We start from the raw sequence: 14,039 nt of genomic DNA, 5'->3' as shown, positions 1-14,039 counted from the left end.
CTTACTTACTTACTTACTTACTTACTTACTTACAATATGCTCAACCTACTACCTTCGTACATTATCTTTTGACATTTAAATCTTCTCTATTGAGAGACTTTGAACATTTGAAAAAAATACTTTAACTGCTTAAATCATAGCTTTACTGGTTGTAGTTGTGTTAATGGTTCTCATCTTAAAATTAATTAGAAAAGTTTAGCAGATTTACTAGAATTTGATGGCTTAATACAGCACGCCAGGGATGCCATGTGGTATGTCGACATTCCATTAGAGAATTATTCTAATCTCGTAGCAATTTCTATTAATATTAATAGGCTTATAGAAGAGATCCAAATTTGGTCAATAGTTGATATCGGCTTTATCGAATTAGATGATGCACATTGTAGAACTAGGATCATTATGCTGGAGAAAAAGAATTCGTATAGATTATCTTATTTTAAAGGTTTAAAAGGCCTTATCATTGGACGTTCATCAGGCTTAGCTTCAATTAGGGAAGGACTGTTCTGGGCAGCCCGATAATCGTATATTTGCTTACGGAGAATTGCCTCGCTCAATTGATTTGATTATTGAGGGAATTGACTTGGTTTCAGAAATAATCTCACAGCTTGATGTTAAAAAGCACTAAATGGATTTTCTAATAGCGCTGATTTAGTAGAAATGTTGATACATCGAGATCATCTAAATTATGTAATGGCACATCGCATAGTAGGTAAAGCTATCAGACAGTTGATAAATAATGGCTCGGATTACATAACTTTGGAGATTTTGAATGAGGCAGCAGCCAATTTGAGTTACTTGCGTGATCACGCCAAAAAATTCAAGCTAGTGACAGATCCTTATCAAATTGTTGCTTTGAGACAAGGAGAAAGAAATGCAACAATAGAAAGTGTAGCTAGAATGATTGATGGTTTTTAAACTAAAACGCAACACTTTAAAAAGTAGCTATTTGAAAAAACGAATAAGCATAACTATTGCATAACAAAATTGATGAACATAGATGAAAGTATGATCTAAAAAAAGAAATCCTCAGCTTGTAGATTGAGAAGATTTTTTTTAAATAAGCTTTCGCAAATAGAGTTTCATAGTATGAATGTTTAATCTCAAAATATCCTTATTTTAGATAGCAGTGAGCAGAAAGTCCCTTTGATTGAATTGGCCAAAGACAATAGGTTATAAGATATTTTTAGCTGATTACAATGAAAATTGTCGTGGATATCGTCTTGTTAATAGAAATAAAAATATAAGTACATTTTTTTAGACGACTGTTATAATTATGAAAGAGAAATCTAGACTAGTCATGTTTTAAGCAATGGTACTGATCAACTAGTATATACCGTATATACCTGTGCTAAAATTTCTGAAAAACTAAAACTATTTTATCCTATTATATCCTATTAGTTCTAAAAAAGAACTGATTTGCACGAACACACGATAGATAAAAAAATTATTACAGAATGATGTGCAACGCCTCGTTATTTTATTCTGGATAAAACAGACTTTTTAAATTTCAGTTCATTGAAGTTTTCTTTAGTTATTAAACCTGTAAATAGTCAGGGATAAAAAGGTATTCATGTATTTTCTAAAGAAACTGACGTTGAAGATATAAAAAAAGATGTATTGAAGATCCTATTTCCTATTTCCTATTTCCTATTTCCTATAGTCGATCTCAAAAAAATAATTATTAAGAAATATTATCCAGGATAGGAGATTACAGAAAATTGTTGGGTGAAAGAGGGTGTGGTATATGACATTATACTTAATGACCACTTACTTTAATGACGATATTATTTTTTAGGTTGTGTAAGAAACAAAAATACCCCTCTATTATTACTATAAAAGCGAAAATTAAAAAATAGTATTAGGGTGATATCCCAACAGGTCACTGATTCTATTTTTTCTTTAGTTATTTCTAAGAAGAACAATTTTTAAGAAAATAAGATTAAAAGAGTTTTAATTATGGTAGTATAAATTTTCTACTAGCCAGTTTTAGTGTAATTATAAAAATTGATTCTCCTTAATAAGGGATAGGGAGAATTTGAATAAAAGTAGAGGATGAAATCAATGAAGCACGATCATCAACTTCGAGAATTGGTTATTTTCTTGTTTGCGAAAACTCTAAATGGACGTATTTGAATTATTTGAAATATTTTGATAGCCATTTTCATATTTATGATTCTCATAAAAACGATTTGTTATATCTTAATATTTATGAATAGAGAGAAATTTAAATTATGGAAATAGATAAATTTTATAAATAGATGAAAGAGCGATCTTCTATAAGAAGTTTCTTTCCTAATGAAGGTATCTCTTTTAAGAATCAAGCGTCAATAATTGAGGATACACAGATGAGCTCTTCAAGTTTTAACTTACAAACCTGTTCAATAATTTTAGTTGAAGATGAAAAGCTTTGGGATAAATTATTCAAGACTATGGCAAGAAAAAATTTATTAAGGATTCAAGTCTTTTTAAAATATTTTGTGTTCACTTATATAAAATGGATTATGTTACGAAAGAGGCTAGTTATTTTTATTATCAATCTCAATTTCTTTAATCAAATTTGATGGATGTTATTGATGCTGCCTTAGCTTTACAAGCTGCAGCGACAACAACAGAATCTTTGGACTATGAAATTTGTATGATAGGAACTGTGAGAAATCATATGGATATTCTTATAGAAAAGCTCAAACTTCCTGATAAGATTATTCCAATTATTGATTTGTATATTGGATATCTAATGAAAAAGAATAAGCCCCTAAAAAGTCTTCTCATGAAAGGTATATTCTCAAAAGATAAATATAATAAAACAGCCGTTGAGTAAGCCATTAAGAAATATAGCTTATATAGCAAATTCTGGATATTATGATGAAAGAGAATTCCCTATTTACGATATTAAGGTTGTTCAAGATAAAAATTTAATTAAATATGGTTGGATTAAATATGCTGCTAGAAGAGTAGCTACTCGTAATGTTGATAAAGACAGGGTTAAGTTAAAAAGAAATTATTTCAAAAAATGGTTTTAAATTTAAATAATATAGTTTAATATTTTTTCTTTCTCGGAATTAAAATTTTTTATTGTGGTTTCTTATAAAAATTGCATTAATGTTTTTATTGAAAATAGTTTTTTCCTTTCTGTTACATTGATTAATTAAATTAAGTATTCGTCAATAACGCTAAGTGCTAAAATAAAAATTCTATCTTGTAATGATAAGACTGTCATTAACAATACTCAGCCAGGAACTGATGAGTGAGAAAATAATTTTTAGATATAAATATATAGAGCAAAAAGAAAACTTGCCATAAAAAAATAAAGCTGAGTCTAGTCAATTGACACATTATAAATGAACAGTTATTCAAAATTAAGTTAAAGAAAATAGAGAACAATTTTTTTATAAAATAATTAATTTAATCATATTTTCGATAGTGGTTGGTTACATCTATATTAACTATATCTTTCGTAACGGAAAAATTAACTATAATAATAAGAGATTTTCTACTCTTTAAGCTAAAATGACATCTACAATTTTTCGCCTCATCATCAGAAAAGGACCTATCTGAACACTTTCGATTTTCAAGCTACTTTGTAATTAAATCAGTCTTTCATACAGGTAGTAACGCACTTGAAAAGTTGATGATTTTTTTAGAGAAAGCAGCTATCACTACATCGTATTCTTTCTTTTCTAACAGTTTATTAAAATCATAAGGAGAATGTTATAAGTTATCATCCATAATAAATACGAACTCACCCCACGACAGAGTCATACCTGTGAGCACGGAACCTTCTCGATCAAAATTACGTTTTAATTTTAGTATTTTAAGTTACGAATGATTTTTGATTAATTCGCAAAGTATCTGCGATGTGGATGGATTTAGAGAAAAATCGTAAACTATGATAATTTCGTAAGTAGAAATTTTTAATTTTGAAAATGTTGTTTCTATAAGAACGACTAGCTCTTGTAAGAATACATCGCTATTAAAAACGGGAACAATAATGGAATAGAGGACCATTGTGAACTCTCTTTATACAGTTCTATTGAGAGCGATTCATTAGACTTAATAGACAAATTGCTTTCTTAGTATTCCAATATAGATTATTAAGACATTCTATATAAATAGACCTAGTTTTTCAAGAATAAAAATTGATCAGTTAAATGAACTGACTCTGTTAATGGTAAAGAAACTCATTTTTAGTATTTTACGATACTACGGCTATGAGTGATCCCTAAGATGGGAGTATTAATGAAGTCTTGTATCAATTATGGATATAATTAGGATTCCTTGAGTTAGATATGTGAAAAATGTAGCTATATACCCTCAGATAATGAAAGTAATTATCCTTTTTTTAGTTTCTCTAAAAGGTTGATGGAACAAGGTAAGTATTACTTCGATCGATCTACTTTAAAACGGCTTTTTAGCTTGAAGAAAAAATTTTGGTTCCAAGCTAAAAAATAATTATAAAATTTATTAAAAAATATTTTCCAATTCTAAATCATTATTAAAATCGAGTTACGGCATGGGTTTTGCCTTAAGAAAGATGGAACAATCTTTTTTAAGTCCATAATTTAAATGGGGCTCATATCTATCTAGAATCTTTATCTTTTGCTCAAAAGCGATTAGACGATTGTGTAACTTTATATAAAATGAATGGGTAGTTAAAATTTTCTTCCATTAAAAGTTCGATGTGATTTGTGTTTTTAATGTCCTTGAGAATATTAAAAATTATAGAGAGATCATAAAATAAATGTACAAAGTGTTAAAATCGAAACGTAGTTTATTGCTTACCGTTCCACAGCACCCTGGCTTATGGGAGTCACACTGATGGATCTGCTTGTCATGTTCGCCAGTACAAGCGACAAGAGTTACAATAAAAACTCAAAGATAATGGATTTTGAATTATTTTAAAATACTCCAAGAAAGAACATGCAGAACTTTTGCTCTCCTTTATGATGAATGTATTAGTTCGAGGGATCTTAACGATCGAATCGAAACTAATCAGCTTAGGATTAACTTTTCCTATAGGAAGAATTCAGATTATCGTAGTAAAAAAACTTTAAATGAGATTTTTTTATTATAATTAATTTTTAGAAAGATGTCTATCTGTTATTAATTGAATATATAAAGAATTTTATAATAAATAATATTCTCTATAACAAAAAAATAAGAAATTTTTTGATTGTTTTTTTAAATATTTTTTCAGGTAGCTATCTTTTGCTTGATGAAATTTTCTTCTTTGAATTTTAATAACTTCATAATTGTATTGCTGAATTATTTTACTCTATTTACCATTATAATTTTAGCGTTAAGAGTGTTTGTCTAACAATATGTATTAAAACTTGAATCTTTTTCAAAAAAATCTATCTTTTAACGCTATTATTCCAATACTTTTATTAGTAGCAAGTCATATTCTTTTCAAGAACATATAATGTTGAGTAATTTAGTCAGAACTTTAATTACATTTTCAGGCTTAATATTTTTATTTGAATGAAATGCTAATTTTATTTGAATGAAATGCTAATAATAATTAGCATTAGAATTTTTTTACTAATTTTCGTTTTGTTAAATCTTACTAAGAAGGATAAAAATCAGAATAAAATATTCTTTTAAATTTATAAGTTTTTTAGGATATAGCGCTTTTATTCTTGTGGTGATCTCTTCAACGCTGTTAATGCATCTTTTTCGTTTAAAATACTTCTCATTGATTCTTAGAATTAACTATGCGGCAACGAATTTTTTTTCTACGTTAGTATTAAAAGAAAAAATTAGTTTAAGTATATCGATAGCTTTCACTGCAATTACAGAAGACCCAATTATTTTTAATCTTTAGAGAAACATTCCTTGTAACTTAAAATTATTGAAAGGAATGAATATTTCTTGATATTATCTCTTGACTTAATAAATTCGATTTCTTCTAAGGAAAGAAATTTCAAAGAATAGTACGAAGAATAAATACCAATAATTTCTAAGGTATATTATCTAATAATTTTTTATATCTATATTATCTAATATTCCTAAATTAAGGATTAATGACAAAATCTTCTTACAGTAGTTATAATGATCTAATTTTGAGTTATATCCATATAAGTTTAATACTACTTTAAATACTAAATAAAATACCTATGGAATGACGTTCAGTCTATTTTCTATTCATTTACTGCTTTCTTTACTTAGTTTTTTGAATTCTTTCTTCAGGATAAAACCGAATTATCATTATTAAATTTATCAAATTGAAATTTGAGGAAAACAATATACCTCAGTTGTCTTATATCATCTTATTAGCTATGGATTTAATAATTAGCATCAGCAGCGCCCTTTATTTGCCTATGGTAAGCCTTAAAACACATGTGGGGATAGGAACCCTTAACAACTTAATTGACTCTACTAAAATTCTACTCACACTATTTCTGCTTTTATTCTTTATTTTCTATTGTCAGATTGTTAAATCTAACTTTTATACTAAGAAAAAGAGTATTGTCCTTGGCCTCCTATTACTTCTTTGCAAGTTAATAAAGCCTATCTTCACAATTACCATTACTATCAGTGTTGTCGTAATTTTTAGGTTAATCAACTATAGGCGTTATTTAATAAAACTTTATCTCTTAAGTCATTTATTAATTTACTTACCTTTGTTATTAGTTATTCTGTATTAGAAGGATGTATCAGAAAGTAGGACTAATTTGAGGAATGTGACAATCGCAGTATTTAAGGTATTGGATCTCTACACAAATTATCTTTTATATGCTTTCATGCAAAGTATTTTATTTCTTTTTTTAGTTTTGATATTTAGCTTTCAGAAAAAATTCTTTAGAAATAAAATTGGCTTAGATTTGTGTTTTTGTTGGATATTTCTAAATTATTTTTCTAGAATTTAGTAATCTCGCTTTGAAAGCCAGAAATTTTTGGTAGAAATATCAAAATAATTTAACTTTATTATACTTAATCTCTATTAATTAATTATTAATATCGACTCATTATCAAAATTCTAAACTTTTTAAATTTTCTCTTTTTTTATTAGTACTTTGTTTTTTCTCCGCGCTTCATAAATTTTTTATTATTTTTTATAGGTGAGAACTTTTTTATAAATATTAGCTATTCTCTTTCAGAAAGAACGAGGAAATTTTGAGAATGGCTTTTTAATAAGCATAACTCAATTTAGAAATTCAGTTCTAGAGTTAGCTCAATTGAAAAAATCTTTTATTTACTGAAATAAAACTGTTCTCCACTCATTAGGAGAAACATCTTGAGCTAAGTTGGTTATAAAAAACAACTTCCTTCGAAAAGATCGTATTTAACCTAACCCAGGCACTTCAAGCCATATTTTTGTTGGTTTTAAGTGGAGTTTATTCTCATAGAAATTTTGAGCTCGATTCAGGTCTTTAGCCCGATACATTATAAAGGCGACCTTTTTGATCATTACTATTTTCTTCAACAGATTAATTGGTTGATATTGATGATACTGTATTTTATCACGAATTTATGGCTTTGGGTCAATGATATCTTATAATTTAGAATGGCAGATTTTGTTTCTGGTTTCGTTCTAAGGAGGCCATATAATTATGGAATTGTATGATACAACACAGTATATATTTTGAATAATGAAAACTTTGTTAGGATAACAAATCAGCTGCGGAACAGCAACCTAGTGAAAGATCATGGAAACAAACCTTTCCGCGGTAAGAGAATGAAAGGTTGTACTTCATGAATAAGAAATCTGATATGACGATACAGACACGGATATGGACACATGGATAGTAGGATGGAGAACACTAGTATAACAACAAAGTAACTTAAGCAAGATGTAAAAGAGATTTTTTCTGCACTTAAGGATCTAAGGATCAGGAGAACAAGCTTGAAGCAATAAAAGCTTCTGATGATTCATTAATTAGCAAATTTCAAATTTTCTTAGTTATTATCTTGCCAGCATAAATCAAAGCGGCAAAGAAATTAGGCTTTAGTGATGATCAATCGGGCATATCCGCTTTCAATAAAGTTCTCATAGAACGACAAGCTGACAAAAGCTTACAAATCAATTAAATTGAAAGAAGTGTCGAAAAATGGAATTATTTTTTTTGAAAAAAGCGTTTGACATATATACGACTAAACAACTCACGCTGAAGGAAGCTCAAGATTTAATTACAGATATAGCAGTGGCCATGACTGCCGATGATTTCTTAAGAAGTATTGATGGGATGATAGGGCTCATTAGTAAAAATGCATCAATACTTGAAAAGAGAAAAGCATTGTTAAATATCTTATTACCATTGCATTTGTCAGTAATCGAAAAACATGATCTTTATGGAGAGCAAGGATACGTACAAGCACAAAAAAGCATTGATGGATTATACTCTATTATGATCCTTTTATTATGGAATAGGTGACTCATGCGTAGATAATCGTTTTCGAACGGGCAAAATTGCTATAAGATAATCGAGCTAAATACTTGGACTATTGAATTTCAGCGCGTTTGTATTTGGATACATAGGTATGGGATCTTAATCTTTTTTTGCAATATCCGTTTGACGAATTCACTTCTTTTTAAGGTATGTTTGAAGCAGTTGTCTCATGATGCGGATGACGGCAAGCTGGATTGGAAGTTTTCACTTTAGATAATTAAATTAGTATTGAAAACTACTGCTGAGTTTGTTTTCTTTCATTTTTCCTCAATTCATAAGGGTAAGTAAATGATTAAAATTTTAAAAAGGGGCTTTCGCTTTAGCAAAAAACATGATCATTTTATCATGGATAGGCTTCCCTTATTCCTTAGTAGATTAAGAATTAATCGATGTGGTCGATTTGTTGAGTAAAATTAAAGTAGTCAACCTTGACGTTAATAACGGTGGTGTTATGGTTGAGTTCCCAAAATTACGCACAGAAAGCCCGAGGACGCAGAACGGCAACGTGGTATTTTTGGCCTTTTGATTTTATAGTAAAATTTGGGCCGTTAGCTCAGTTGGTAGAGCAGCTGACTCTTAATCAGCGGGTCCACGGTTCGAACCCGTGACGGCCCATTTGAAATCAATAGCTTATTTCATTATCTGAAATATTTCAGCATTTCGGGAGGGAAAATGGTGCGGATTTTAGGTTGATAGTGTAGCAGGGTTAATGTCAGTGTTCTGGTTTGATTGTGATATGCTTTATTCGCTGTTTCAATGAAATTTTTAATTTCAGCGATAGAGTAATGCGTTGTAATTCGATCCGACTTGTGACCTAAAAGATCTTGTCGATCTTCTAACATAACTCCGGCTGCACGTAGCCGTCTTCCAAATGTATGCTTGAGGTCATGCACCGCAGTTGGGTAATCCCATTCCCAACGTAATCGATATACTTCCTGTTCACAACAACCGGTATTTACTTTAAACAATGCCATTCCCTGTAAATGCAATGGCAATGCGGTAAATAGCCGATCTTGTTCCACCAAATTTAATGGGTAAGGTTCGCGCTTATCGTTTTCTTTAAGTAATCGAATTTTGGGAGCAGCTGCCAGCCACGTTAAACCATTTTTATCCATCCACTCACTGGTCGCCAAATTAAGCATTTGTCCGACAGTTTGTAAAGCGCGGCATTAATGGTATGATTTTTCACACCTTCTTGCTGACGAGCACCAATAAAAGGTTGTAAAGATCCATGGTGGATTGTTTCAAGAGTGAGCTCACCAATGTAAGGATCTAACACTTTAATCCATCGTTTATCTTCTTTTTAGAGAAGTTTTGGATTGTTTTTTCTTTAAATAACGTTCGGCAGCTTTACGGAAAGTGTGATTACGACGGGTTCCAAATACGATGCTTTGTTGAAGATAATCAATACGTTTAGATAAAATAAATTCTGTTTTAAGCAAATCACAAGTTCCCGTACTTTCACGAATACGGTGTTCGAAGATTTACTTGTCTATTTGTCGAATACTACGTTTTTTAAAGAGTCCTGAAGTTCGTTTTCGTCCCATAAATTAGCTTCTGCTAGTTATGGAACGTACATTTCGAGCTTTACACTGCTCCACCCATCGATCTAAATTAAGACAATCAAAGGTGATACCTTACCTTGAATGCCGATACGCAATTTTGGTAAAGTTGGTCGTACTTCCTTGTTAAACCGATTTTTATTCATCCTGAAATATCGTCAAGCGTCTTTCAGACGAAATCGAGGTTATATAGAACTTCTGCATAACTGAATTAAAAATTCGAGGCAGGTCATGCGAAGATGGTCTCCCAGAAAAGGAGATCTTGATGCGATGAAAGATTTAATTCAATTTCGTAAAATGAAAATTATGAATTGTAATTTTAATCTTTCCAATAGCTATTTTAAATGATCGGGTATTCGGGTGGAATAGCAATTGGAGGAATTATTATTGAAAAGTGGGTGGGAAAATATTAAAAAACAATCTGAAACTGATTACTTATCTGACACGCTTCATCCTGCCGTCACCTATTTTTGGCAAGTTAAAAATAGGTGACGGCAGGATGAAGCGTGTTAAAAAGAATTTCATGTAAATTGAAAATAATAGGGTAGAAATCTCTAGTTTAGAAAACTTTCCTCGCTTTTGTTGATGGAGATCAAATACAGATAGATGTAATTGTGTGCAAAAGCATTTTTGATCACGAATGGGTTAGGGAGACTCTACAGGTATAACGGATGAAATCGATCCTTCGGTAGAATATGTAGCTGAGAATGAAGAGAAACATAGCTTAGTTCCCGGATAATGCATGGAATAGTTAACAATCTTTTTATAGCTGCTTAATCTTACTGATTACCTTATTGCTTAGTGGGTGCCCAGTTCTTATTTCCAGAGCTAGCTCAGGAGATATTTCTCCACTTAACTTAACGATTTTTATTCAAATTTAACATCCGCTTGTGTTCCCGGTCTTGATTTCGGTTTTTAAAGTTATCGCTGGGAGCGTATGGGTCAATAAAAAATACCCTTTAAAACCAGCTAACATATCAAATTTCATTGTTTATAATAGCCCCCTACTGCCCCCATGCCGCTAAAGCTGAACGATTTAATAAAGCCAACTGCGAAATTGTCAAATGCCATAACGGCATTAGAATGGTGGTAACGACACCAATAATAAAAAGATCGTAAGCATCCGTAAAAAAACCAATACCCGTGGTAAAGACAATGCACCAATGGAGTGCTTTAATATTGCCATTGTCATGGTCTGTCAGTTCATTCTTTACAACAATAAATAGCCCATTATATACAAGTCCCATATCCGGATAATCCAATACTAGAGGTTTAGAGAGCAAATATTTAGCCGTATGCGTTGTCCAACCACTTTGAGTTTCTGCACGGCTTTCTTTTCATTCGCTAAAGTCACTGCACCCTAAATACATTAAAGCGACCAATTTCATTTGTTGATTGGGCTCTAAATTATTAATACTCTCTTTGAGTTCGAGCTAAGTGAGATCGTTTTGATGATCAGAAAGGATTTGCATGAAATCTTCTCCACTCAGCTTGTTGACATTTTCCGGAATCACGACCCCCTCTTTAGCATGAAATTCTCGAGCACGAACGATAATATCACAAACGATGAGTGGACTTAGATTAAAAGTCATAGCTTTCTTTCTGAATAAAAGAATAAACATACCAATCAGGATTAGAAGACACAAGTGGTAAGTTTCACGCCGTTCGCACGGCTTTTGTGAAGTGATCTCTCTGTGATCCATCCTCGCCCTCTAGCGCTTTTATTGCTGTAAATCATAGAACTGAGACGTTAGTCGAGAATTGTTGAGAAAGAGATATTTTATTTGACATTCCGGTTAATCTGATATATTGATAGCGGAAAATATTGGGGTAACCGTTAGAATAGGTTTTATATGCAGAAATGAAACTTCAGACCATTGCTTCCATCGCTGAAAGCAGGCCGATACAGCCTGTTTTTGCTTTTAGGCCCGCTGCCCTAGGGCGCGCAGTTAATTACTTTCGCACCCAATTTAAAGGACGAATCTTATACGCGGTAAAAACGAACCCTGAAAAACATGTTATCCAATTGATACATTCCCACGGTGTAACTGCGTTCGATGTGGCTTCCTATGAAGAAATTTGCACCATCAAAGAATATGTTCCCTCGGCTGAACTTTATTTCATGCATCCAGTGAAATCGCCTTACGCGATTCGAGAAGCTTATTTTAATTACGGTGTTCGTCATTTTTCTCTTGATTGCTTAGACGAGTTGAATAAAATTTTGCGTTGTACTGAAAATGCCAAAGACCTTTGCTTACATTTACGGCTTGCTATTCCAAATGCGTTTGCTGAATTCAATTTGGCAGAAAAATTTGGCATTAATCTACACGAAGCCCCTGAGTTACTAAAAACCATACGGAAAGTGGCTTGCAAGCTGGGTGTCACGTTTCATGTGGGTTCGCAATGTATGCACCCTGATGCCTACCGAATCGCCATTCGAATGCTGATAAGGTAATTAATGAAGCAGGCGTAGAAATTGAATATTTTAACGTAGGTGGGGGGGTTCCCTCCATTTATCCGGGCATGATTCCGCCAGCGTTGTATATTTATTTCGAGGCGATTCATACAGAATTTGCGAAAATAGCCCACAACCGACCTCATTTGGAATTGCTTTGCGAACCAGGTCGTTCAATAGTAGCAGAAAGCACCTCTGTAGTGGTGAATGTCGAGCTGCGAAAAGACGATATGCTTTACATCAATGATGGCACTTACGGAAGTCTTTTTGACGCTGGTATTCCCCATTTTATTTTTCCAGTGCACTTGTTGCGCTCAAACCGTCCTACGGACAGAGATCTTTTACCCTTTAGTTTTTACGGTCCAACTTGTGATTCTTTGGATTACATGAAGGGTCCTTTCTATCTTCCTAACGATATTCAAGAGGGTGATTATATCGAAATCGGCCAGATGGGCGCTTATGGTCGAACTTTGTCTACTAAATTCAACGGATTCAAGCAAAAAGAGGGCGTTGTTTTGATTTCGGATGATCCTCTCATGACGATGTATTCGGACGACTACATCACGCAAGAACCCCTTGAAGTCATTGCTGCTTAATTTTTATTAACCCGTGAGGAAATCATTGATGAAAAATCAAACCTTGCCGACCTCTTCTTTGAAAAAAGAATTATTGCAACAAACAGTTGAACATATTGATATTACCCGTTTTGACGCCCGTCCGATTGTTGATGCGATGGATCGAATGTCATTTACCTCTCGAGATCTTGCCAGAGCAACGCAGATTTTTAACCGAATGCTTCAAGACAAGGAATGCAGTATTGTTTTGACTATCGCTGGGTCAACTTCGGCTGGCGGTTGCATGAAATTATATGCCGATTTAGTGAAATACAATATGGTGGACGCCATTGTGGCAACCGGCGCTAGTATCGTGGATATGGATTTTTTGAAGCCTTAGGTTTTCGCCATTATCAAGGTACGCCGGCAGTGGATGATCGACAATTACGTGATTTATATATTGATCGAATTTACGATACCTATATCGATGAAGAAGATTTGCAACGATGTGATCATGCCATTTTTGAAATTGCTAATAGACTTGAGCCTCGTCCTTATAGCTCGCGTGAATTTATTCAGGCTGTGGGTGCTTTTTTGCAGGAAGGAAAGGCCAAAAAAGAAGATTCGTTAGTCCAGCTGGCCTATGAAAATGATGTACCGATCTTTTGTCCTGCTTTTACTGACTCTTCAGCAGGTTTTGGATTGGTACTCCATCAAGTAAAAAATCCTGCTAAGCATTTAACTATCGATTCCATCCGGGATTTTCGTGAGTTAACAGAAATTAAAATTCAAGCAGGGACAACTGGATTATTAATGATCGGGGGTGGGGTTCCAAAAAATTTTGTTCAAGACACGGTAGTTTGCGCAGAAGTTATTGGAAAGTCGGTGGATATGCATAAATATGTTATTCAAATAACTGTAGCAGATGTGCGCGATGGAGCGTGTTCCAGTTCGACCCTTAAAGAAGCTTGTTCCTGGGGCAAAGTAGATACGTCCTATGAGCAAATGGTTTATGCAGAAGCTACGTCCGTATTGCCGTTATTAACAAGCGATGCTTATCATCGAGGTTTTTGGAAAGATC

At 32.6% G+C, this 14,039-nt stretch carries 9 protein-coding genes, 1 tRNA gene and 4 pseudogenes; 8 read left to right on the top strand and 6 right to left on the bottom strand.

Annotated elements, in window-relative coordinates; genetic code table 11:
• Positions 1 to 657: 657 nt before the first annotated feature.
• The 6 genes from B1F79_RS05990 to B1F79_RS05970 all read left to right on the top strand — a co-directional run bounded on the left by B1F79_RS05990 (position 658) and on the right by B1F79_RS05970 (position 9,002).
• Positions 658 to 915 carry a hypothetical protein gene (locus B1F79_RS05990; protein WP_251366380.1) on the top strand — a complete coding sequence of 86 codons (258 nt, stop codon included), beginning with the start codon at positions 658 to 660 and terminating at the stop codon, positions 913 to 915.
• Between the two features lie 1,343 nt (positions 916 to 2,258).
• Positions 2,259 to 2,561 carry a nitroreductase family protein gene (locus B1F79_RS07150; protein WP_372443168.1) on the top strand — a complete coding sequence of 101 codons (303 nt, stop codon included), beginning with the start codon at positions 2,259 to 2,261 and terminating at the stop codon, positions 2,559 to 2,561.
• Positions 2,561 to 2,818, top strand: coding sequence for a hypothetical protein (locus B1F79_RS05985; protein ID WP_251366379.1), 258 nt, complete (start codon positions 2,561 to 2,563; stop codon positions 2,816 to 2,818). The genes B1F79_RS07150 and B1F79_RS05985 overlap by 1 nt, the downstream gene beginning before the upstream one ends.
• Positions 2,811 to 3,020, top strand: coding sequence for a hypothetical protein (locus B1F79_RS05980; RefSeq protein ID WP_251366378.1), 210 nt, complete (start codon positions 2,811 to 2,813; stop codon positions 3,018 to 3,020). The genes B1F79_RS05985 and B1F79_RS05980 overlap by 8 nt, the downstream gene beginning before the upstream one ends.
• 5,028 nt (positions 3,021 to 8,048) lie before the next feature.
• Entirely contained in the window at positions 8,049 to 8,372 is a 324-nt protein-coding gene (locus tag B1F79_RS05975) for a hypothetical protein (RefSeq protein WP_251366377.1), read from the top strand.
• 557 nt (positions 8,373 to 8,929) lie between these two features.
• Positions 8,930 to 9,002, top strand: a tRNA-Lys gene (locus tag B1F79_RS05970).
• A gap of 23 nt (positions 9,003 to 9,025) precedes the next feature.
• On the opposite strand, the gene B1F79_RS05965 is transcribed toward B1F79_RS05970, so the two are convergent.
• The 6 genes and pseudogenes from B1F79_RS05965 to B1F79_RS05940 form a co-directional block, all read right to left on the bottom strand.
• The gene (locus tag B1F79_RS05965) at positions 9,026 to 9,529 is read right to left on the bottom strand and encodes a hypothetical protein (RefSeq protein ID WP_251366376.1); all 504 of its coding nucleotides are present in this window, start codon (positions 9,527 to 9,529) and stop codon (positions 9,026 to 9,028) included.
• The gene (locus tag B1F79_RS05960; RefSeq protein ID WP_251366375.1) at positions 9,484 to 9,666 is read right to left on the bottom strand and encodes a hypothetical protein; all 183 of its coding nucleotides are present in this window, start codon (positions 9,664 to 9,666) and stop codon (positions 9,484 to 9,486) included. The genes B1F79_RS05965 and B1F79_RS05960 overlap by 46 nt, the downstream gene beginning before the upstream one ends.
• A 13-nt stretch (positions 9,667 to 9,679) precedes the next feature.
• A complete protein-coding gene (locus tag B1F79_RS05955) occupies positions 9,680 to 9,829 on the bottom strand; it encodes a hypothetical protein (RefSeq protein WP_251366374.1) in 150 nt (49 codons plus the stop codon).
• A gap of 1,136 nt (positions 9,830 to 10,965) precedes the next feature.
• Positions 10,966 to 11,196, bottom strand: a pseudogene (locus B1F79_RS05950) (hypothetical protein); the annotation flags it as partial.
• A 90-nt stretch (positions 11,197 to 11,286) separates the two neighbouring features.
• Positions 11,287 to 11,367 (bottom strand): annotated as a pseudogene (locus B1F79_RS05945) (DUF3775 domain-containing protein); the annotation flags it as partial.
• Positions 11,368 to 11,382: 15 nt separating this feature from the next.
• Positions 11,383 to 11,652 (bottom strand): hypothetical protein, encoded by a 270-nt coding sequence (locus tag B1F79_RS05940; protein WP_251366372.1) that lies wholly within the window; start codon positions 11,650 to 11,652, stop codon positions 11,383 to 11,385.
• Positions 11,653 to 11,810: 158 nt separating this feature from the next.
• On the opposite strand from B1F79_RS05940, the pseudogene B1F79_RS05935 reads away from it, so the two are divergent.
• A pseudogene (locus tag B1F79_RS05935) lies at positions 11,811 to 13,000 on the top strand (type III PLP-dependent enzyme).
• Positions 13,001 to 13,028: 28 nt separating this feature from the next.
• Positions 13,029 to 14,039: pseudogene (locus tag B1F79_RS05930) on the top strand (1,9-bis(guanidino)-5-aza-nonane synthase); the annotation flags it as partial.

This window comes from Coxiella-like endosymbiont of Rhipicephalus sanguineus, assembly GCF_018687865.1.
Note: the sequence above shows the minus strand (reverse complement) of the source record. Positions and strands in the feature narration are given on the sequence as shown.